18 protein-coding genes and 2 tRNA genes are annotated in these 21055 nt (G+C 59.1%); 5 read left to right on the forward strand and 15 right to left on the reverse strand.

From position 1 onward, the window contains the following. Window positions 1–18: 18 nt before the first annotated feature. From QK293_RS04215 to QK293_RS04225, 3 genes are all read right to left on the reverse strand, one after another. Window positions 19–105, reverse strand: a tRNA-Leu gene (locus tag QK293_RS04215). A 195-nt stretch (window positions 106–300) separates the two neighbouring features. After that, window positions 301–374: transfer RNA gene (locus tag QK293_RS04220), tRNA-Cys, on the reverse strand. Between the two features lie 206 nt (window positions 375–580). Then, window positions 581–802, reverse strand: a complete 222-nt coding sequence (locus tag QK293_RS04225; RefSeq protein WP_282375801.1) for a DUF3079 domain-containing protein — start codon at window positions 800–802, stop codon at window positions 581–583. Between the two features lie 205 nt (window positions 803–1007). Between QK293_RS04225 and QK293_RS04230 the strand changes: the two genes are divergently transcribed. From QK293_RS04230 to QK293_RS04250, 5 genes are all read left to right on the forward strand, one after another. After that, window positions 1008–1355 (forward strand): hypothetical protein, encoded by a 348-nt coding sequence (locus QK293_RS04230; RefSeq protein WP_282375802.1) that lies wholly within the window; start codon window positions 1008–1010, stop codon window positions 1353–1355. A 93-nt stretch (window positions 1356–1448) separates the two neighbouring features. After that, the gene (locus tag QK293_RS04235; protein WP_282375803.1) at window positions 1449–1979 is read left to right on the forward strand and encodes an iron transporter; all 531 of its coding nucleotides are present in this window, start codon (window positions 1449–1451) and stop codon (window positions 1977–1979) included. Further along, on the forward strand, window positions 1980–2312 hold the full coding sequence (locus tag QK293_RS04240; protein ID WP_282375805.1) for a cupredoxin domain-containing protein: 333 nt from the start codon (window positions 1980–1982) through the stop codon (window positions 2310–2312). Window positions 2313–2334: 22 nt separating this feature from the next. After that, the gene (locus tag QK293_RS04245) at window positions 2335–3189 is read left to right on the forward strand and encodes an FTR1 family protein (protein WP_282375806.1); all 855 of its coding nucleotides are present in this window, start codon (window positions 2335–2337) and stop codon (window positions 3187–3189) included. After that, window positions 3177–4556, forward strand: coding sequence for a 4Fe-4S binding protein (locus QK293_RS04250; RefSeq protein ID WP_282375807.1), 1380 nt, complete (start codon window positions 3177–3179; stop codon window positions 4554–4556). The genes QK293_RS04245 and QK293_RS04250 overlap by 13 nt, the downstream gene beginning before the upstream one ends. 39 nt (window positions 4557–4595) lie before the next feature. Here QK293_RS04250 and QK293_RS04255 read toward each other — a convergent pair whose 3' ends face one another. The 12 genes from QK293_RS04255 to QK293_RS04310 form a co-directional block, all read right to left on the reverse strand. Next, window positions 4596–6218, reverse strand: coding sequence for a methyl-accepting chemotaxis protein (locus QK293_RS04255; protein WP_282375808.1), 1623 nt, complete (start codon window positions 6216–6218; stop codon window positions 4596–4598). Window positions 6219–6312: 94 nt separating this feature from the next. Further along, window positions 6313–7008 (reverse strand): anaerobic ribonucleoside-triphosphate reductase activating protein, encoded by a 696-nt coding sequence (locus QK293_RS04260; RefSeq protein ID WP_282375809.1) that lies wholly within the window; start codon window positions 7006–7008, stop codon window positions 6313–6315. Continuing rightward, on the reverse strand, window positions 7005–7172 hold the full coding sequence (gene nrdD / locus QK293_RS04265; protein ID WP_008153595.1) for an anaerobic ribonucleoside-triphosphate reductase: 168 nt from the start codon (window positions 7170–7172) through the stop codon (window positions 7005–7007). The genes QK293_RS04260 and nrdD overlap by 4 nt, the downstream gene beginning before the upstream one ends. Before the next feature lie 32 nt (window positions 7173–7204). After that, on the reverse strand, window positions 7205–9220 hold the full coding sequence (locus tag QK293_RS04270; protein ID WP_282375813.1) for a ribonucleoside triphosphate reductase: 2016 nt from the start codon (window positions 9218–9220) through the stop codon (window positions 7205–7207). Window positions 9221–9529: 309 nt separating this feature from the next. Then, window positions 9530–10522, reverse strand: coding sequence for a GTP 3',8-cyclase MoaA (gene moaA, locus QK293_RS04275; protein WP_282375814.1), 993 nt, complete (start codon window positions 10520–10522; stop codon window positions 9530–9532). Window positions 10523–10546: 24 nt separating this feature from the next. Next, window positions 10547–11506: a peptidylprolyl isomerase gene (locus tag QK293_RS04280; protein ID WP_282375815.1), complete on the reverse strand. Its 960-nt coding sequence runs from the start codon at window positions 11504–11506 to the stop codon at window positions 10547–10549. A 10-nt stretch (window positions 11507–11516) separates the two neighbouring features. Next, window positions 11517–12197 (reverse strand): respiratory nitrate reductase subunit gamma, encoded by a 681-nt coding sequence (narI, locus tag QK293_RS04285; protein ID WP_282375816.1) that lies wholly within the window; start codon window positions 12195–12197, stop codon window positions 11517–11519. Continuing rightward, window positions 12190–12945: a nitrate reductase molybdenum cofactor assembly chaperone gene (gene narJ, locus QK293_RS04290; protein ID WP_282375818.1), complete on the reverse strand. Its 756-nt coding sequence runs from the start codon at window positions 12943–12945 to the stop codon at window positions 12190–12192. The genes narI and narJ overlap by 8 nt, the downstream gene beginning before the upstream one ends. Before the next feature lie 2 nt (window positions 12946–12947). Further along, complete coding sequence (gene narH, locus QK293_RS04295) at window positions 12948–14486, reverse strand: nitrate reductase subunit beta (protein ID WP_123366640.1); 1539 nt, start codon at window positions 14484–14486, stop codon at window positions 12948–12950. 1 nt (window position 14487) lies between these two features. Next, complete coding sequence (locus QK293_RS04300; protein WP_282375820.1) at window positions 14488–18261, reverse strand: nitrate reductase subunit alpha; 3774 nt, start codon at window positions 18259–18261, stop codon at window positions 14488–14490. A 69-nt stretch (window positions 18262–18330) separates the two neighbouring features. Then, complete coding sequence (locus QK293_RS04305) at window positions 18331–19728, reverse strand: NarK family nitrate/nitrite MFS transporter (RefSeq protein ID WP_282375821.1); 1398 nt, start codon at window positions 19726–19728, stop codon at window positions 18331–18333. Next, entirely contained in the window at window positions 19706–21010 is a 1305-nt protein-coding gene (locus QK293_RS04310; protein ID WP_282375822.1) for a nitrate/nitrite transporter, read from the reverse strand. Before QK293_RS04310 ends, QK293_RS04305 begins: the two co-directional genes overlap by 23 nt. Window positions 21011–21055 lie beyond the last annotated feature (45 nt).

Here is a 21055-nt window from a genome sequence, read left to right on the forward strand (position 1 = left end):
CAAACCCTTGATTTAAGATGGTGCCCGAAGCCGGAATCGAACCGGCACGCCCTTACGAGCGGGGGATTTTAAGTCCCATGCGTCTACCAGTTTCGCCATTCGGGCGGTAGCGCGGTGAAGCAGTCTGAAGACTGTCAGATAACGATCTGGCAGTTCTGACGCTTGTGCAGCAGAGGGGGAAATATATACATCCCGTCTCGGCGAAGCAAGTTCGCGACTGTCCTTTTCAAGACTAAATCTTGCAGGACAGTGAAAATAAAAAAGCTCCGTAAATCATAGATCTACGGAGCTCGTTTAAAGTGGAGGCCGAGGTCGGAATCGAACCGGCGTAGGTGGATTTGCAATCCACTGCATAACCATTTTGCTACTCGGCCTCAAACATCTGATGTCATGTAGCACAACATCAAACGCGTACAAACTTGGAATCAGATACGCGATCTAACTCCTTGAAAACATTGAGCTTTTTCAGCAGTCAGTGCTTTCGATGGCGTGAATTATGTACTGATTTCCCGAGGCTGGCAACCCCTTGATTTCAAAAAAAGAATTCTGTCAGGCGGTTTCTATGTTTCAACGGGGTTGCTCAGCCCTCCCGGCTGGGATCGTCCGTTACATCTTTTACCGCGATCAACGGTTCAATGCCCCAGTCCCCATGCAGATACCAATCGTCTCCGATCATTTCGGCAGGATGCATTGTCCTGTCGGAGCCATTGCCGCACGCCAGGGAATTGGCTGGGCAGTATCTGTCGCAGCCCCAGCAAATGCGCTCGGGGTGCTTGGGGCTGATGGGAAAATTCTTGGCCATGTCGATCCCCTGTTCGCCTCTAGGATGTGCCTCCAACCTACATCGTTTGCGCAAAAATGCCCTTGATACGGATCAAGACTGAAGTCAAAAGCTCGCACTCAATGTCAGTCTTACAGCTAAGCTTCATCCTGCCGGGAAATCGGCTACGTCATAGCGCTTTTCCGGCCCCTGGGCAGCCACATAAAAACACCTGGAGATGCCTCTTATGCTGGGTAAAAAACCACCTGCCGGAGAACAGAGCCCTGTCCAATTGTCGACCTGGGATGATAAAGGCGCGAAAAAATCACTCGATGCAGAAGCATTTTCCTCCCCCCCCGACTTGACCAACGCAGAACTGGTACACCTTCGTGTTCGGGTGATTGCCCTGGAAAATCTGGTCATTGCATTACTGACACAAGGTTCGGATAAACAGATAGCCGTCGCCCGCGAAATGGCCGCCTACATTTCACCCAGACCCGGTTTCACCCAGCATCCTCTAACGATTCACGCGGCGGCTCAGATGAGCGACAGCGTTGACCGCGCGGAGCGATTTCGAAAGCGTTCCGAGTCATAGCCTTAATCACTGCAAACTTGATAACAATCATTATTATTCGTAAGAAAGCTTCCTACACTCGGGTTCCTACTCGTTAGTGCCCAGGAAGACATCATGCGTACGACCTTTTCGCTGTCACTCGCCCTGCTCTTGCTCACACCGTTGGCTCAGGCCAAGGAATACCCGATCGGCGAACCACAGCTGTGTCCGGGGCTGGAAGTCGGGGCCGTGTATTTGCAGCCGATCGAGATGGCACCTGCCGGAATGATGCGGGCCACTGCAGATTCCGATGTGCATCTGGAAGCCGACATTCGCGCCACGGCGAACAATCGACAAGGCTTTCAGGAAGGCAGTTTCGTGCCGTACCTCAATGTCTCGTTCAATTTGAAAAAACAAGGCAATGAGAACCAACTCAAAGGCGATTTCCACGCCATGGTCGCCAACGACGGTCCGCACTATGGCGACAATGTAAAGCTGCTCGGCCCAGGTAAATATCAGCTGACCTTCACCGTCCTGCCACCCGGCGGTCATGGGTCCCTTGGCCGCCATACCGATAAGGAAACCGGCGTAGCCCCCTGGTTTGAACGCTGCGAACTGCACTATGAGTTCATTTACGCCGGCATCGGTAAAAAAGGCGGCTATTGAATGAAGCGCCTGCGCATTGCCTGGCTGATGCTTGCCACAGCAGTGGTGCCATTGACGGCTTATGCCGAGTTACCCAGCTATGAGCTGAGCCTGCGCGATGGCCACTTCTCCCCCGCCTTGCTGGAGGTTCCGGCCGGACAGCGCTTCAAAATCATCCTGAAAAATATCGGTCAAGGGCCAGCCGAATTCGAGAGCACGCCATTGCGGGTTGAAAAAGTACTGTCGCCGGGAGTGACAACCTTCGTGGTCATTCATCCCCTCCGGCCTGGTCACTATCCCTTCTTCGACGAGTTCAATCCGCAACTGCCCGAGGGCGGCATCCTCGCGAAATAACCCGTTCAAATACGGAGCTTCCATGAATCAATCAATGTTCATTGTCTGGCGCGAAAGCGTCGAGGCGCTGCTGGTGATCGGCATTCTCCAGGCGTGGGTCAGCCAGCAGCATCAGGGAGATCGACTCGCGAAGTACGTGTGGGCCGGTGTCGTGCTGGGGTTGATGCTTTCGGGCCTGCTGGCGGTGTTGATTCTGTTTGCCGGTGAGGCCATGAGCGGCTCAGCCAGTGAGTGGTTCCAGGCCGCACTCGCGCTGGTTGCCAGCCTGCTGATTGTGCAGATGGTCGGCTGGATGCACCGCCACGGGCGCACGCTCAAGCACGATTTGCAACGACACGCCGATAGTCACCTGGCCCGGCAAGGTGGCACAGGTCTGTTACTGCTGGCCATGCTCGCCGTCAGCCGCGAAGGCAGTGAAACGGTGGTCTTTCTCTATGGCGCCGGTGCTCAGTTACGAGGTCCACAGCTCGGTTTGTTTGCCGCCGGCGGCGCATTGGGATTGGCGTTGTCGGTGCTGACGATTGCGCTGCTGCACAGCAGTCGCCGGTTTATTTCGTGGCAGCAATTCTTTGCCATCAGCGAAGCTGTTTTGCTGATGCTCGGCGCGGCATTGCTGGTCAGCGGCACCGAGCGAATCGGCGGTCAATTACTCGCCCTGGATTTGCCGGAGGTGATGTACAGCCTCGTTGGCGAAGCGCTTTGGGACAGCAGCGCATTACTCAGCGACAGCCATGGACTGGGTGGTTTTCTTGCCGGTTTTGCCGGTTATCGCGCGACGCCCAGCGGCACGACGTTACTAGTGCTGGCAAGTTATTGGCTGGCTGTCGGCGGTTGGCTGCGCCAGCGTGCTGCGGAAAAAGTCCCATGCCTGAGCTGAGTCGTCGCAATCAATGGCTGCAGCGCATGGGCGATGGAATGCGTCGCCATGCGCGGGTCATTCGTGCCGTGCAGTGGGCCGTTGTACTGTTCTATGCGTTGCTGTTGGTGATCCCGGCGGTGTTGCCGCTGCCGGACAGCCAGGCACGACTGCTCGACAACCTGACCCTGTTCGCGCAGTTTTTGTTCTGGGGTATTTGGTGGCCGTTCGTGCTGCTGTCGATCGTGCTGTTCGGCCGACTCTGGTGTGGCGTTCTGTGTCCGGAAGGCTCACTCAGCGAATGGGCCAGCCATTACGGCAAAGGTTTGGGTGTACCGCGCTGGTTGCGCTGGGGCGGCTGGCCAACCTTGGCGTTCTGCCTCACAACCCTTTACGGCCAATTGATCAGCGTCTATGACTACGCCCAGGCGGCGTTATTGATTCTGGGTGGCTCGACTGTCGCGGCGGTTGCCGTCGGTCTGCTGTTCGCCCGAGGCAAGCGAGTCTGGTGTCGTTACCTATGCCCGGTCAGCGGCGTCTTCGCCCTGCTCGCCCGCCTGGCGCCCATGCATTTTCAGGTAGACGAACAACGCTGGATAGAAAATGCCGCGCCGCGCCTGCCGCCGCCCAACTGCGCGCCCTTGCTCGACATCCGTCGACTGCAAGGCGCCAGCGACTGCCACGCCTGCGGACGCTGCAGTGGACAACGCGGCGCCGTTCAGCTGATCGCCCGCTCCAGCAACCAAGAGATTCTTCACGCGACCGCGCAGACGCTTTCACCGTGGGACGCGCGTTTACTGCTGTTCGGTGTAATTGGCCTGGCGATGGGCGCGTTTCAGTGGACGGTCAGCCCCTGGTTTGTCGCCCTCAAACAAACCCTTGCCCAATCGCTGGTCGAGCACGACCAACTCTGGGCGCTGCAGGACAACGCGCCCTGGTGGCTGCTGACCCATTACCCGCAGCTCAACGACAGCTTCAGTTGGCTCGATGGTTTCAGCATCGTTGCTTACTTGAGTTTGAGTTCGATGGTGTTGGGCACGGCGTTGATGATTCTTCTGCGCCTGACGGCTCGACTGGCGCAAGACCGCGCACTGTATTGGCCAATGGCACTGACCCTCACGCCCCTGGGTGGTGCAGGATTGTTTCTCGGGCTGTCGGCCACAACGGTGAAATTACTGCGCTATGAAGGGTTGCTGCTGGAATGGGTACAACCGGCCAGAGCTTGTTTGTTAATAGCCGTGATGGGCTGGAGCCTGTTGCTGGGGTGGGAACGGCTGGACCGCGAAGGCATTTCCCTGGCTCGACGCTGCGCTGGCAGCACTTGCCTGTTACTCGGCATCAGCTTGGTAGGGTTTGGCTGGTGGTTGCAATTCTGGGGCTGGGCTTGATCGCCTCAGCGCCCTCCTCCAACCACCAGGCCGGAACCCTCAGACTTTAAAACGTGCCACTGTCTGGTGCAGCGCCCCTGCCATCTGCGCCAGATCGTGACCCGCGGTGTGAGTATGTTGGGCACCCAACAAGACCTGCTCGGACAAGTTTCGAATCCCCATCAGATTGCGATCCACCTCACGCGCCACCAACGCCTGCTCTTCCGTGGCGCTGGCGATCATCATGTTGCGCTCATTGATCTGCGAGATTGACCGGGTGATTTCATCCAATGCAACGCCCGACCGTTGCGCCACTTCAAGGGTGGTCCGAACCAGGTTGCTGCTGCTTTGCATGGCCGTTACCGCATGGCCGGTATCCAGACGAATGTTGCCAATCATCTGCTCGATCTCTTGGGTGGACTCTTGGGTGCGATGGGCCAAGGCGCGCACTTCATCGGCGACCACGGCAAAACCGCGTCCGGCATCCCCGGCGCGGGCCGCTTCAATGGCCGCGTTGAGGGCCAGCAAATTGGTCTGCTCGGCGATGCTGCGAATCACATCCAGGACCTTGCTGATGTCCTGCACCCTGCCCGCCAGTTGCTCGATGCGTTGCGAGGTATCGGTGACGCCATTCGCCAGTTCGCCGATTGAAACCACGGTTTCCTGAACCTGTTCACGCCCGCGCTGCGCGGTTTGTTCGGACTGCCGGGAAGCCTCGGAGGTGCTCACCGCATTGCGCGCCACCTCGTCGACCGCAGCGGTCATCTGGTTCACAGCGGTAGCCGCCTGCTCGATCTCCAGCCCCTGCAATTGCAGATTGCTGCTGGTCTGGCTGCTGACCGCACTCAGTTCTTCGGAGGAACTGGCCACCTGGTCAACCGAGGCCGCGATGTGTCTGACCATGGCATTCAGACTTTGCTGCATCTGATGCATGTTCATCATCACGCTGCCGCCGTCACTTGAGCTCACGGGCACCTGAATCGTCAGGTCGCCCTGAGCCATTTGACTCAAAAACCGTGCGGCATCATCCGGCTCGCCACCCAGTGGCCGGGTCACACTGCGCGTGACGATCACCGCGGCGGCGATGACCAGCGCCACACAGAACAAAAATAACCCGAGCATATTGCGCCGGGCATCGCTGTACAGTGCCTGCGCCGACTGTTCACGGTCGGCGAATATTTTGCCTTGCAGCGCCATCAACTCATCCAGGCTTCGATAGACCTGGAGTTCGGCCGGCACGACTTTTTGTTTCAGCTGTGCCATAGCGTCATCGAAGGCCCCTTGCCTGATCAACACCTGCACTTGAGTGAACGCCGCAACGTAGGCTTCGCGATTCTTTTTCAGCGCGGCATAAGCGGTTTTGCCCTCTGGCAAATAGAACAACGGTTCAAGCGTTTCGAGCGCCTGAGTGATCCGTTTCTTGGTGGCGTCGATCGACTGCTGCACTTGCTGATTGTCTTTATCGATCAGCAAATCCCGGGTGTTCCTGGCGTTATCGCGCACGCCGGTGGCGATGACCATGATCGGGTCGATCTTCGGCCAGTCCTGCTTGACGATGACCACCGCCTGCTCCTTGAGCGTGGCCAGATCGTGCAATGCGTAAAACGCTATGCCCATCAGCGCCAGCGGTGCGATTGCAAAGCCGATGACGATACGATGTGCCGTACTTAATAATTTGGCCATATCAAATGCTCCCCGTTTGATACCTGCCCGATAGGCAGCGCATTTGAAAACCTAATGGTGGATGTCACCGCTAAACGTTAAACCTCAGCCTCGGTTACCCCCGTAACACGAAGGCTGGAAACAACTCGCGCATGGCCTCCCACAGCTCAGATAGCAAGGCTTGTGCCGAAACACTCGGCAACAGCGGATCGAACATCCGTTCAGTGCGAACCAGCTGCACGGCGAAGCGTTTGACGCCGAGCTCGTTCAGACGCTGTGCCAGGATCAGCAGACGCGCCGGCTCGAACAGATGCCAATGCACGGTGGTGCGACATTCATAGTCGACACCGCTGGCCAGCAGATGCTCAAGGCTGCGCCAGTTGGCGGTTCCGCTACCCTCGACCCGAGTGATGGCCTGGCAATCCTCGGGCAACGCCTTCACATCGAAGCCGACCCAATCGGCCCCGGTCAGTGCCTTGGCGAACGCTGCGGGTTTAATGCCGGCGCTGTGTAAACCGATGCGAAACCCCATCGCCCGCACCTCATCCATGGCGCCGAGCAAACCGTCTTGCAAGGTGGGCTCGCCGCCACTGAACACCACGGCATCGAGCAGGTCCTGACGCCGTTGCAGAAACGCCAACACCCGCCGCCAATCCACTTCGTCTGTGCCTCGAGGCGGGATCAACTGCGGGTTATGGCAGTAACGACAACGCCAGGCGCAACCCTGGCAAAACAACACGCAGGCAAGCTGTCCCGGATAGTCGATAGTGGTCAGGGGCACCATGCCCCCGACCCGAAGCATTGGACTCATTGGCGCCCGGCCAATGCCGCGCCTTCAGTGAAGTGCACCCGCTCGCGATGCTCCGACTGTTTACCCGGATTGAACGCCGACACAGGGCGGTGATAGCCCATTACCCGAGTCCAGACTTCGCAGCGTTGACGTTGGGCCTGGGGCAATGTTTGCGATGCAGTCATGGTGAAGCTCCTTGCAGTTGAGTGGATCGAAATCAATGAACGGTGCCGGCTTTCTGTTCTTTCAGCAGCAGGACCTCGTCGCATTTGGGGCAGAACTCGTGCTCGCCATCGAGGTAACCGTGCACCGGGCAGATGGAGAACGTCGGGGTCACGGTCAGGTAAGGCAGGCGGAAGCGGCCAAGGGCCTTGCGCACCAGTTGCTTGCAGGCCTGAGTCGAAGAAATCCGCTCGGCCATGTACAGGTGCAAGACCGTGCCGCCGGTGTATTTGCATTGCAGCTCGTCTTGAAGTTCCAGCGCCTCGAAAGGGTCTTCGGTGTAGCCCACGGGCAGTTGCGAGGAGTTGGTGTAATACGGCGCTTGCATGCTGCCGGCCTGGAGAATATCGGGGTAGCGCTTGAGGTCTTCCTTGGCGAAGCGGTAGGTCGTGCCCTCGGCCGGTGTCGCTTCCAGGTTGTACATGTGGCCGGTTTCTTCTTGAAAACGCAGCAGCGTGGCGCGCACATGGTCCAGCATCTTCAGGGCAAACTGCCGACCGTGGTCGGTGTGCATGCCCTCCTCGTCACCGGTGAAATTGCGCAGCATTTCATGCATGCCGTTGAGGCCGATGGTGGAAAAATGGTTGCGCAGGGTTCCCAGGTAACGCTTGGTGTACGGGTACAAACCGGCATCCATGTGGTGCTGAATCACCTTGCGCTTTACCTCCAGGCTTTCCATCGCCAGTTCCATCAATGTGTCCAGACGCTGCAGCAAACCGCTGGTATCACCCTTGAACACATAGCCCAGACGCGCACAGTTGATGGTCACCACGCCGAGCGATCCGGTCTGTTCCGCCGAGCCGAACAAACCGCCGCCACGCTTGAGCAACTCGCGAACATCCAGCTGCAAGCGGCAGCACATCGAGCGCACCTGATTGGGCTGCAGATCCGAATTGAGAAAGTTCTGGAAGTACGGCAAGCCGTAACGCGCGGTCATCTCGAACAGACGGTCGGCGTTTTCACTGTCCCACGGAAAGTCATGGGTGATGTTGTAGGTCGGGATCGGAAAGGTGAACACCCGCCCTTTCGCATCACCGGCCTGCATCACCTCGATATAGGCGCGGTTGAGCAAGTCCATTTCGACCTGCAGGTCGCCGTAGGCAAACGGCATTTCCTCACCGCCGATGCAGGGAATCTGCTCACGCAAATCCTGCGGACAGACCCAGTCGAACGTCAGGTTGGTAAAGGGCGTCTGAGTGCCCCAGCGCGAGGGAACGTTAAGGTTGTAGATGAACTCCTGAATCGCTTGGCGCACTTCCTGGTAGCTCAGCTTGTCCTGACGCACATAGGGCGCCAGGTAGGTGTCGAACGAGCTGAACGCCTGGGCGCCTGCCCATTCGTTTTGCAAGGTGCCGAGGAAATTCACCATCTGCCCCAGGGCGCTGCTCAGGTGTTTCGGCGGGCCGGCTTCGACACGCCCCGGCACACCATTGAGCCCTTCGTGCAACAGGGTGCGCAGCGACCAGCCGGCGCAGTATCCGGCGAGCATGTCCAGATCGTGCACATGCAAATCCGCCTCGCGGTGGGCCTTGCCGATGGCCTCGCTGTAGACCTCGTCCAGCCAATAGTTAGCGGTGACCTTGCCCGACACGTTCAGCACCAGACCGCCCAATGAGTAACCCTGATTGGCATTGGCCTGGACGCGCCAGTCTTCACGGTCCAGGTACTCGTTCATCGAGGTCGCCACCTCGACCATGGTCCGACGGTCGCGACGCAAACGCCCGTGCTGTTCGCGGTAAACGATGTAGGCACGCATAGCGAGGAAAAAACCGGCGTCCATCAACACCCGTTCAACACGGTCCTGGATTTGCTCGACATGCAGCCTCGGCAAACCTTCAAGTCTGGCCAATACCGCGTGAAGCAACCCTTCGACCTCAACCTCGCCATACTCCCCCGTCGCCTTGCCGGCGGCGATCAATGCCTGACGGATTTTGTCGGCATCGAAGGCGACCTGACTGCCATCGCGCTTGTGCAAGCGGTTACATCCTACTGCGATCAGCGTGCTCTGCATTTGGCCTCCAGACACTACATATAGATGTTTAACTGAAAATAGACACAACATGCGGTGAAGGCTACGGACAAACTGCAGATATGCAATTGATCGATATCAAGATTTACCGGCAAAAAAAACCGCCCAGATGCGGGGCGGATAAAAAATACTTTGGTCAGCGACGATCCAATGTGGGAGCGAGCTTGCTCCGGGCGGCGTTCCGACGATGACTGCAGTACATTCAACATTGATGTTGGCTGTTCTACCGCTATCGCGAGCAAGCTCGCTCCCACATTGGTTCTCGGTGTTTTACAGAATGCACAGATCAGCTCAACCGCCACTCATGTTCATGAATCGCACAATCTGCACCTCCCCGTCGGGGCTGAAGTCATGGCGCAGTGGTTTGCCACGCAGCGCTCTCTGCACCGCGTTGATCACGGGTTGGTCATCCAGCGGATAACGCCGCAGCAATCCGCGTAAATCCAGGGCATCGTCCTGGCCCAGACACAGCAACAGCTTCCCTTCAACAGTCATCCGCACCCGATTACAGCTGCCACAAAAGTTGTGGCTGTTGGGCGAAATGAATCCGATCCGGGTCTCGGCATGGCGTTCCAGACGCACATAGCGCGCCGGTCCGCCGCTGTTTTCGGTGCTGTCGAGCAACCGATGCTGGCTGGCGATCAGCGTGCGCACTTCGTCGCTGGAACAAAACGACTCGCCCCGGGAACGACCGACGTCGCCCAAGGGCATTTCTTCGATAAAACTGATATCGATGCGCTGATCGATGGCGTATTGCACCAATCCCAGGACTTCATCGAAATTGCGTCCTTTCATCACCACACAGTTGAGTTTGATCCGCTCAAACCCTGCGTCCCGCGCCGCTTCGATGCCGTTGAGCACTTGATCGAGGTCGCCGTTACGGGTGATCGCCCGAAACTTCTGCCCGTCCAGGCTATCGAGGCTGATGTTCATCCGCTTGACCCCGGCGTCGACCAATGGCCGGGCCAGACGGCCCAGCTGCGAGCCGTTGCTGGTCATTACCAGTTCGCGCAAACCGGGCAAGGCAGCGATGTTGCGGCACAGTCCGACAATGCCGGGACGGATCAGCGGCTCACCGCCGGTCAGACGGATTTTGCGCACACCCAGGCCGACGAACAGTGTCGCCAAGCGCTGCAATTCCTCCAGGGTGAGCACCTGCTGACGCGGCAGGAAGGTCATGTTTTTCGCCATGCAATACACGCAACGAAAATCACACCGGTCCGTGACCGACATCCGCAGGTAATCGATCTGCCGCCCAAAACCATCCTGCATCACAACGTTCATCACTTCTCCCGGTTTACGCAATGCTCACTGCACCAGCGGTGAGTCGGCGCCCTGTAAGTGGATGCCGCGAATGTCGGCCGCACCGATCAGGGTTTGCAGGTATTGCACCAGCGCTTTCTGCCACACGCCTTGCTGCAACTGCGTGCGGATCGCCGTCGACACCACTTCATAGGGTAATGGCATGCCTTCGATCCGCTGATCGACACTGACCACATGCCAGCCGTAACGGCTTTCCAGTGGTTTGCTGGCCAGGCCCGGAGCCAGGGTGAACAGCTGACGTTCCAGTTCGGGCACGGTCTGGCCCTTGCTGATTTGTCCCAAAGAACCGCCTTGAGCCTTCGACGGGCAGGCCGAATATTTCACCGCCAGCTCGGCAAAACTACCGGGGAATTCTTCCAGGCGCTGCAGCAGGATTTGTGCCTGATCATGCGCCAGCTCGCGGGCCTCGACATCGTCCGGTGCACATTCGAGCAGGATGTGCCGCACCGCCAGCAACGGCGCGCTGTGGAAGCGTCCGCGATTGTTTTCGTAGTAACGAAGACTCGTTTCCTCGTCGCATTGAGGCACTTTCACCTCACGTTCGAGCAGCAAGCGAGTAGCCGCTTCCTCTTCATTCTCACCGGCGCCGATCTCCAACGACACACCGAGTTCGGTGATGCGCTGCTGCAACAACTCGCGGATCACCAGTGCCTTGGCAGCCAGATAGACTGCCTCCTCACGGCTTTCGGCCGGGTGGTATTGCAGCTCCTGGGCCATCGCCTCCGGGGTGATCGACACCTCGTTGACGCTGATGATCGGCCATTCCTGTTCACTGCTGGCGATCAACTGCGCCGGGGCGTCATTGGCCGCGGCGGGCTCAACCGGCAGTGCTTCAAACTGCGCCTCTGCGACCGGCGCGATGTCGAAAACGTCCTCGGCTTTTTTTGAAGAACCGCAGCCACCGCTGCCCCCGTTACCACCACCACATCCACATCCACCTGACATGATTGTCTCCTCAGTACTTCTGACGAACGATTTGATAACGACGGCCCAGGTACCAGATCGGTGCACTGATCATGTGTACGAGACGGGTGAAGGGGAACAGCACGAACAGGGTCAAACCGAGAAACACATGCAACTTGTAGATCAGCCCGACCGGCGCGATGGACGCCGCCGCTTCCACCGGACGCAACAGCACGGTGTTCTGCGCCCAATCGGCGAGCATCACCATCACCGAGCCGTCCATGTGCCCGGTGGACGCAACGATGGTCAGCAGACCGAGCAGCAATTGCGCCAGCAGTACCAACAAAATCAGGATGTCCGAAGGACTGGAGGTGGCGCGTACTCGTGGGTCGGTGAGGCGCCGGTTGACCAGCATCAGCAGGCCAATCAGGCACAACAGACCGAAGAACCCGCCGGAAACCATCGCCAGCAACTGCTTGTTCTCAGTACTGATCACATGGTGATAAATCGATGCCGGGGTCAGCAGGCCGACGAAGTGCCCGGCCAGCACGAACAACACACCGATGTGGAAGAAGTTGCTCGCCACGCGCATACCGCGCTGGTTGAGCATCTGGCTCGAACCTGCCTTCCAGGTGTACTGCGACAAATCGAAGCGCGCCCAACTGCCAATCAGGCAAACCGCCAGGGCCACGTAGGGATAGACCCCGAACAACAACAGGTTCCATTTAGACATTGCCCACCTCCTTGGCTGGCACGGCGGCCAGCCCTTCATGCTGAAAATCCACCCAGTGCAACGGCACCGCGCTTTCTTCCCGGGCCCTGCCCGGTGCGCTTGGCAGCGAACTGCAACGGTCCTGCTGTTCGGCCTGGAGAAAGTCCACGGCCTCCTCTTCCCAGATCTTGTCGAGGGCTTCGAGGGAGTCATCGCGAGGTTCCGCCGCGACCTGCGCTCGCAGGTCGGCCACCGCTTGATGCGGCTCAGCCCCGGCAATTTGCAGCAGCGCCCGGAAGCAGCTGGCATAGGCGCTCTCGCGCTCTTCCAGACGTGCGGCGAGCAAGGCCAGCAAGTGCGAAACATCCGCCAGGCCCTCGCGGGCCTCGATGTCTGCGCGGGTGGACAGGAACTCCAGGTACAGCGGGATGTAATCGGGCAGCTCTTTGACGCCGATGGCAAAACCGGCTTCTTCGTATTGCGCCATCATGTCGACCATCGCCTGGCCACGGTCGCGGGATTCACCGTGCACATGCTCGAACAACAGCAGCGACAGTGAGCGCCCCCGACCGAACAGCGCACCGTAGTGCTCCTGCCCATCCATCAGGTCATTGGCGCAGATCAGCTCGAGCAATTCGAACAACGCACCGCGCTGCGTCGGGCTGATTTCCCGTGACTGGATGATCGCTTGCTCCAGCTCGTCGCGACCGCCAATCAGCGTCTCGGTCGGGTAATCGAGCAGCAGCGAAATCACTTTGAGAATTTGCATGCTCATTCCTCCCACAACTGGACGGTTTTCAGGATGTCGCGGCGGTTGGCTTTCTTGGCGCCGAACATGTTGGTGTCGGAGCTGCCGCTACAGCCGCTGCCGAAACTGAAGCCACACCCGGAACGCTCAGCGAAGGCGTCGCTCATGGCGTCTTCACGGTGGGCGCTCGGTACAACAAAGCGGTCTTCGTAGTTGGCGATTGCCAGGTAGCGATACATCTCCTCAACCTGGGCCACGCTCAGGCCGACATCCGCCAGCACTTGCAGGTCTTGAACACCGTCGACTTGCTCGGAACGTTTGTAGGCGCGCATCGCCAGCAAGCGTTTAAGCGCACGCTTGACCGGTTTTTCATCGCCCGCCGTCAACAGGTTGGCCAGGTACTTCAATGGAATGCGCAGGCTGTCGACGTCCGGGATCACCCCGTTCATGCCCACGGTGCCAGCGGTGGCCGCGTTCTGGATCGGCGACAGCGGCGGTACGTACCAAACCATCGGCAAGGTGCGGTATTCCGGGTGCAGCGGCAGTGCGAGTTTCCAGTCCACGGCCATTTTGTAGACCGGCGAACGTTGCGCGGAGTCGATCACCGATTGCGGGACGCCATCTTCCAGAGCCTGACGAATCACCGCCGGGTCATTCGGATCGAGGAAGATCTCCAGTTGTTTCTCGTACAGATCCTGCTCATTGGCGGTGCTCGCCACTTCGCTGATGCGGTCGGCGTCATACAAAAGCACACCAAGGTAGCGGATGCGCCCGACACAGGTTTCGGCACAAACGGTCGGCATCCCCGCTTCAATACGCGGGTAGCAGAAAATGCATTTCTCGGACTTGCCGCTTTTCCAGTTGAAGTAGATTTTCTTGTACGGGCAGCCGCTGATGCACATCCGCCAGCCACGGCATTTCTCTTGGTCAATCAGGACGATGCCGTCTTCTTCACGCTTGTAGATCGCCCCGCTCGGGCAAGCCGCTGCACAAGTGGGGTTGAGGCAGTGCTCGCACAGGCGCGGCAAATACATCATGAAGGTGTTTTCGTACTCGCCGTAGATGTCCGCCTGAATCTTGTCGAAGTTCTTGTCCTTGCGGCGCTTGGCGAATTCGGTGCCGAGGATTTCTTCCCAGTTCGGGCCCCACTCGATTTTTTCCATGCGCTTGCCGGAGATCAGCGAACGCGGGCGCGCGGTAGGCTGATGCTCGCCCAGCGGCGCGGTGTGCAGGTGCTGGTAATCGAAGTCGAACGGTTCGTAGTAGTCGTCGAGGCTCGGCAGGTCCGGGTTGGCGAAAATGTTCGCCAACACGCGGAATTTACCGCCGATGCGCGGGTTGATCGTGCCATTGGCATTGCGGATCCAGCCGCCCTTCCACTTGTCCTGGTTCTCCCATTCTTTCGGGTAGCCGATCCCGGGTTTCGATTCGACGTTGTTGAACCAGGCGTATTCCATGCCTTCGCGGCTGGTCCAGACGTTTTTGCAGGTGATCGAACAGGTGTGGCAACCGATGCATTTGTCCAGGTTCAGAACCATGCCGATTTGTGAGCGAATCTTCATCTCAGTTCTCCTCGATATCGGTCGGCAGGGGACGCGGCAGGTCATCGCCGGACGAACCATCGAGCCAGTCGACTTTGGACATTTTGCGCACCACGACAAATTCGTCGCGGTTGCAACCGACCGTGCCGTAATAGTTGAAACCGTAGGCTTGCTGGGCGTAGCCGCCGATCATGTGGGTCGGCTTGAGCACCACCCGGGTGACCGAGTTGTGGTGGCCGCCACGGGTCTTGGTGGTTTCCGAACCGGGCACGTTCACGATCCGTTCCTGAGCGTGGTACATCATCACCATGCCGTCCTTGACCCGTTGGCTGACCACCGCGCGGGCGGTCAGTGCACCGTTGATGTTGAAGCACTCGATCCAGTCGTTGTCCTCGATACCGGCGCGTTTCGCATCGTTCTCCGAGAGCCAGACAATCGGCCCGCCACGGCTGAGGGTGAGCATTAGCAAGTTGTCGCTGTAGGTGCTGTGGATGCCCCATTTCTGGTGCGGGGTGATCCAGTTCAGGACGATTTCGATCTCGCCGTTGCTGCGCTTGCCTTTCACCCCTTCGATGGTGCGGGTGTTGACGGGCGGGCGATAACTCATCAGTTGCTCGCCGAACGCCTGCATCCACGGGTGATCCTGGTAGAACTGCTGGCGACCGGTGATGGTGCGCCACGGGATCCCTTCGTGAACGTTGGTGTAGCCGGCGTTGTAGCTGACGTGATCGTCTTCGAGACCCGACCAGGTCGGGCTGGAAATGATCTTGCGCGGCTGTGCCTGAATGTCGCGGAAGCGGATCGCTTCGTGGGCCTTGGACAGCGCCAGGTGACTGTGGTCGATGCCGGTGAATTCCGACAGCGCGGCCCAGGCTTTGACGGCGACCTGGCCGTTGGTTTCCGGCGCGAGGGACAGAATCACTTCAGCAGCATCGATCGCCGTGTCGATTTTCGGCCGACCCTGGCTGATACCGGCATCGCCTTCTTTGTGATTGAGTTCACCGAGGAATTTCACTTCGTCTTCGGTGTTCCAGTTGATGCCTTTGCCACCGTTGCCGTGTTTCTCCAGCAATGGTCCGAGGGACGAGAACTGTTTGTAGATGTTCGGGTAGTCACGCTCCACCACGTGCAGGTTCGGCGCGTTTTTGCCTGGCTCCGGTGCCACGCCGGCGCTTTTCCAGTCGGTGCCGCCAAACGGTTGGGCCAATTCGCCGACGCTGTCGTGCATCAACGGGATCGTTACCAAGTCCTTCTCAACGCCCAGATGCCCTTCGGACATGCTGGAAAACGCCTTGGCGATGCCTTTGTAGATTTCCCAGTCGGAACGCGATTCCCACGCCGGGTCGATGGCGGCCGACAACGGGTGAATGAACGGGTGCATGTCCGAGGTGTTCATGTCGTCTTTTTCGTACCAGGTTGCCGTCGGCAGCACGATGTCGGAATAGACGCAGGTCGAGGACATGCGGAAGTCCAGCGTGGTGACCAGATCGAGCTTGCCAATGGCACCCTCGTCCACCCATTCGGCTTCTTCCGGTTTGCAGTCGCCGACCTGGCCGATGTCTTCGTTCATCACCCCGTTCTTGGTGCCGAGCAGGTACTTGAGCATGTACTCGTGGCCCTTGCCCGAGGAGCCCAACAGGTTGGAACGCCAGATAAACATGTTGCGCGGGAAGTTGACCGGGCTGTCCGGCTGTTCGCAGGAGAAGCGCAGCGAACCGTCCTGCAGCGACTTGACCACGTAGTCTTTAGGGTCCATGCCGGCCGCCGCCGCGTCGCGGCAGATGTGCAAAGGGTTAGTGTTGAGCTGCGGTGCGCTGGGCAACCAGCCGGCGCGTTCGGCGCGGATGTTGTAGTCCAGGGCATGCTCGGGGAACTGTGATTTATCGGCCAGCGGCGAGAGCACGTCGTGCATGCTCATTTTCTCGTGACGCCATTGCGAACTGTGGGCGTAGAAGAAGCTGGTGCCGTTCATTTGGCGAGGCGGACGGTTCCAGTCCAGGCCGAACGCCAATGGCAGCCAGCCGCATTGCGGACGGAGTTTTTCCTGACCGACGTAATGCGCCCAACCGCCACCGGTCTGGCCGACACACCCGCAGAGCATGAGCATGTTGATCAGCCCGCGGTAGTTCATGTCCATGTGGTACCAGTGATTCATCGCCGCGCCGACGATGATCATCGAGCGGCCCTTGGTCTTGTCGGCGTTGTCGGCGAACTCACGGGCAATCTGGATGGCTTTCTCGCGGCTGACGCCGGTGATCTGTTCCTGCCAGGCCGGAGTGCCAGGCACCGAGGCGTCGTCGTAATCCTTGGCCACGTTAGCGCCGCCGAGGCCGCGATCGATCGCCAGGTTGGCGGCCGACAGGTCAAACACAGTGGCGACTTTGGCCACGCTGCCGTCCGCCAGCACCACGTTGTGCACCGGCACGCGGCGGTATTGCACGGCATCGCCGGCCACGTGCTGGAAGTGCTCGTGGGACTCACCGGCAAAATACGGGAAGGCCACTTCGGCGACGTCATCACCGATCAGGCTCAGCTTCAGATCGATCTCACGGCCTTCGCCACCTTCACGGGGAAGGATGTTCCACTTGCCCTTCTCGCCCCAGCGATAACCGATGGAACCCTGAGGGGAGACCAGTTCGCCACTGACATCCAGGGCGATGGTTTTCCATTCCGGATTGTTTTCCTGGCCAAGGTTGTCGGTCAGGTCACTGGCGCGCAAAAAGCGGTCCGGCTGATAACCGGCGCCCGGAGCCTTGTCGACCATTTGCTTGAGCAGCACCAGCACCGGCAGATCTGTGAAGCGCTTGGCGTAGTCGGTGAAATAGGCGCTCGGTTTGTCCAGGTGAAATTCTTTGAAGATCACATGGTTGAACGCTTGGGCCAGCGCCGCATCGGTGCCCTGCTTGGGGTTCAGCCACAGATCGGTGAGCTTGGCGACTTCCGAGTAGTCCGGAGTGATCGCGACCGTCTTGGTGCCCTTGTAACGGACTTCGGTAAAGAAGTGCGCATCCGGGGTGCGGGTCTGCGGGACGTTGGAGCCCCAGGCAATGATGTAGTTGGAGTTATACCAGTCGGCCGATTCCGGCACGTCGGTCTGCTCGCCCCAGACCATCGGCGAGGCCGGTGGCAAGTCGCAGTACCAGTCGTAGAAACTCAGGCAGGCGCCGCCGATCAGTGACAGGTAACGCGAGCCTGCGGCATAGCTGACCATCGACATGGCCGGAATCGGCGAGAAACCGACGATCCGGTCCGGACCGTATTGCTTGATGGTGTAGACGTTGGCCGCGGCAATGATCTCGTTGACTTCCTCCCAGTTGGAACGAATGAAGCCACCCATGCCGCGCTTGCTTTTATAGGAGTCGGCCTTGGCCTTGTCCTCGACGATGCTGGCCCAGGCTTCGACCGGCGCCATGGTCTGCCGCGCATCGCGCCAGAGTTTGAGCAATGGCTTGCGAATTTTCGGGTACTTGAGCCGGTTGGCGCTGTAGATGTACCAGCTGTAACTGGCACCACGGGGACAGCCACGGGGCTCATGGTTAGGCAGATCGTTACGGGTACGCGGGTAGTCGGTCTGCTGGGTTTCCCAGGTGATCAGGCCGTTCTTGACGTAAATTTTCCACGAGCAGGAACCGGTGCAGTTCACCCCGTGGGTGGAACGCACGATCTTGTCGTACTGCCAGCGTGAACGGTAGACGTTCTCCCAGTCGCGAGACTCTTTGCGGGTCTCGCCATGACCGTCGGAAAACTCGTTTTGCTTGCGATTGAAAAACTTCAGTTGATCCAGTAAATGACTCACGGTGTAGTCCTCTCAGGCTTGCTGCGGGGTTCTGTGCCCCGCCCACGCAATGGTTGGATTCGGGTCGTCTTAGCAGGGTGTCGCCGCGCCTTTGCGCGCGTACCACCACCAGGTCACCACGATGCAGCTCAGGTAAAAGCCGACGAACATGTAGAAGGCCATCTCGGGGCCGCCGGTCTGGGCCATCGAAGTACCGAAGGATTTGGGAATGAAGAACGCACCGAAGGCGCCCATGGCGGAACTGAAGCCCAGGACGGCGGCCGACTCTTTGCCGGCGTTCTTCAGTGCTTGTTCACGTACAGCGGGTGGTTTGCCGACACAGGCTTTTTCATGCTGTGTGCGGAAGATCACCGGGATCATGCGGAAGGTGGAGCCGTTGCCGATGCCAGTGGTAATGAACAGCAGCATGAACATGCCGAGATAGCCGTAGAAGTTGCCGCCCGAGCCGTTCTGCGGCAGGAAGTGCATGACGCCGAAGACCATCACGATCATCGCCACGAAGTTCCACAAGGTCACCTTCGCGCCACCGAGCTTGTCCGCCAGCCAGCCGCCCAATGGGCGCACCAGCGCGCCAACCAACGGGCCGAGGAAGGCGAATTTCAAGGCGATGACGTCAGGGAAGGAGGTTTTGATCAGCAGCGGAAACGCCGCGGAGAAACCGATAAACGAACCGAAGGTCGCCAGGTACAACCAGCACATCAGCCAGTTGTGTTTGCGTTTGAAGATCACCGCCTGTTCGCTGAACGAGGCCCGGGCACTGGACAGGTCATTCATGCCGAACCAGGCCAGCACCGTCACCAAGACAATGAACGGCACCCAGATGAAACCGGCGTTCTGCAACCACAATTGGCCGCCATCCGGCAGTGCTTGCGGCGAGCCGCCCATGAAGCCGAACACACCGAAGGTGATCACCAGCGGCACACAGAACTGCATCACCGAGACGCCCAGGTTACCCAGCCCGGCATTGAGACCAAGGGCTGTGCCCTGCTGCGACTTGGGATAGAAGAAGCTGATGTTGGACATGCTCGAGGCGAAGTTGCCGCCACCAAAACCGCAGAGCAAGGCAATCAACACGAACACGCTATACGAGGTGCTCGGGTCCTGCACGGCGAAGCCCATCCAGATCGATGGCAACAAAAGCGACGCGGTGCTCAGGGCAGTCCAGCGACGGCCACCGAAGATCGGCACCATAAAGGAATAGAAGACGCGCAAGGTCGCACCGGACAACCCCGGCAACGCCGCCAGCCAGAACAGCTGGTCGGTGGTGAAGCTGAAGCCGATGGCGTTCAAACGTACAATCACCGTGCTCCAGACCATCCACACCGCAAAGGCCAGCAGCAGCGCAGGAATGGAAATCCACAAGTTGCGCGTGGCAGTCTGTTTGCCGCTACTTCCCCAGAACGCTGGGTCCTCGGGGCGCCAGTCATGAATGACCGGGCCTTTTTCAGGCTTTTGCAGAACGGACATGTTCTTCTCCTAGGGCAATGCTGGAAATCGGGGATGGGGTCAGCAGCGGCGCTTTACCCAGCACCGGGCTTTTGCGTATTTCGCTGAAGTACATCCAGGTGAGGGAGACCCAGACCACGCCGTACATCAACATGAAGCAGGAAGAGCGCACGCCGGTGAGGTCCACCAGGGCGCCGAACAGGATTGGCAACACGAAACCGCCCAAGCCACCCGCGAGGCCGACGATGCCGGACACGGCCCCCATGTTTTTCGGGTAGTCATTGGCGATGTATTTAAAGACCGAGGCCTTGCCGAACGCAAAGGCGATGCCCATGACGAACAGCAGCACGGTGAACAGCGCGGGATTGAGGCCGATGTGGAAGTCCACTGGGCCGTTGATCGTTTGCACTTGCAGTTGGGTCTGGGGATACGAGAGCAGGAACAGGCAGAACCAGCTGACCCACAACACCCACCAGGTCACACTTTGCGCACCCCAGCGATCCGACATCCAGCCGCCGACGGCACGCAGCACGCCACCGGGCAGGGAAAAACAGGCCGCCAGCAGCGCCGCGCTTTGCAGACTGAAACCGTACTCCTGCACGTAGTACTTGGTCATCCACAGCGCGAGGGCGACATAACCGCCGAAAACGATCGAGTAGTACTGGCAGTAGCGCCACACCGCGGGATCCTTCAGCGAGCTCAATTGCTCACGCAACGTGGCGCCGGTGGCACTGCGGTGGTCCTTGTTTTCGGCGCTGAAGAACCAGAACAACAGCGCAGTAATAAAGAGGATCGCGCTGAAGACTTTCGGCACCAGCTGCCAACTGCCGGCAGCGATCAGTGCCGGGGCGAGAAACTTGGTCACCGCGGCCCCGGCGTTACCGGCGCCGAAGATGCCCATCGCAAAACCCTGATTCTCCTTGTCGAACCATTTGGCGACGTAGGCAATCCCGACCGAAAACGAGCCGCCAGCGAGGCCGACGAACAAGCCCAGCACCAGGAACTGCCAGTAAGCGGTGGCGTGACTGATCAGGTACAGCGGCGCCACGCAGGCCAGCATCAGCAGGAAGAACACACTGCGCCCGCCAAAACGGTCGGTCAGCAGACCCAGTGGCAAACGCACCAGCGAGCCGGTCAGTACCGGGGTCGCGGCCAGCAGGCCGAACTGGGTTTCGTTGAGCTGGAGCAGATCCTTGATCGGCACCCCAAGCACGGCAAACATCATCCAGACCATGAAACAGACTGTGAAGGCCAGCGTGCTCATGCCCAGCACCAAGCCTTGTCGTACTTGCGGTTGGTTCACAATGCTCTCCAGTCAGTTAGCCATGGCGGCAGACTAGAGAGGCCA

This window comes from Pseudomonas sp. AL03, assembly GCF_029960815.1.
Taxonomy (GTDB): Bacteria; Pseudomonadota; Gammaproteobacteria; order Pseudomonadales; family Pseudomonadaceae; genus Aquipseudomonas.

Coding starts and splice junctions, on each gene's coding strand:
- QK293_RS04225 (WP_282375801.1), bottom strand. CDS start 802: ATGGCCAAGAATTTTCCCATCAGCCCCAAGCACCCCGAGCGCATTTGC.
- QK293_RS04230 (WP_282375802.1), top strand. CDS start 1,008: ATGCTGGGTAAAAAACCACCTGCCGGAGAACAGAGCCCTGTCCAATTG.
- QK293_RS04235 (WP_282375803.1), top strand. CDS start 1,449: ATGCGTACGACCTTTTCGCTGTCACTCGCCCTGCTCTTGCTCACACCG.
- QK293_RS04240 (WP_282375805.1), top strand. CDS start 1,980: ATGAAGCGCCTGCGCATTGCCTGGCTGATGCTTGCCACAGCAGTGGTG.
- QK293_RS04245 (WP_282375806.1), top strand. CDS start 2,335: ATGAATCAATCAATGTTCATTGTCTGGCGCGAAAGCGTCGAGGCGCTG.
- QK293_RS04250 (WP_282375807.1), top strand. CDS start 3,177: ATGCCTGAGCTGAGTCGTCGCAATCAATGGCTGCAGCGCATGGGCGAT.
- QK293_RS04255 (WP_282375808.1), bottom strand. CDS start 6,218: ATGGCCAAATTATTAAGTACGGCACATCGTATCGTCATCGGCTTTGCA.
- QK293_RS04260 (WP_282375809.1), bottom strand. CDS start 7,008: ATGAGTCCAATGCTTCGGGTCGGGGGCATGGTGCCCCTGACCACTATC.
- nrdD (WP_008153595.1), bottom strand. CDS start 7,172: ATGACTGCATCGCAAACATTGCCCCAGGCCCAACGTCAACGCTGCGAA.
- QK293_RS04270 (WP_282375813.1), bottom strand. CDS start 9,220: ATGCAGAGCACGCTGATCGCAGTAGGATGTAACCGCTTGCACAAGCGC.
- moaA (WP_282375814.1), bottom strand. CDS start 10,522: ATGAACGTTGTGATGCAGGATGGTTTTGGGCGGCAGATCGATTACCTG.
- QK293_RS04280 (WP_282375815.1), bottom strand. CDS start 11,506: ATGTCAGGTGGATGTGGATGTGGTGGTGGTAACGGGGGCAGCGGTGGC.
- narI (WP_282375816.1), bottom strand. CDS start 12,197: ATGTCTAAATGGAACCTGTTGTTGTTCGGGGTCTATCCCTACGTGGCC.
- narJ (WP_282375818.1), bottom strand. CDS start 12,945: ATGCAAATTCTCAAAGTGATTTCGCTGCTGCTCGATTACCCGACCGAG.
- narH (WP_123366640.1), bottom strand. CDS start 14,486: ATGAAGATTCGCTCACAAATCGGCATGGTTCTGAACCTGGACAAATGC.
- QK293_RS04305 (WP_282375821.1), bottom strand. CDS start 19,728: ATGTCCGTTCTGCAAAAGCCTGAAAAAGGCCCGGTCATTCATGACTGG.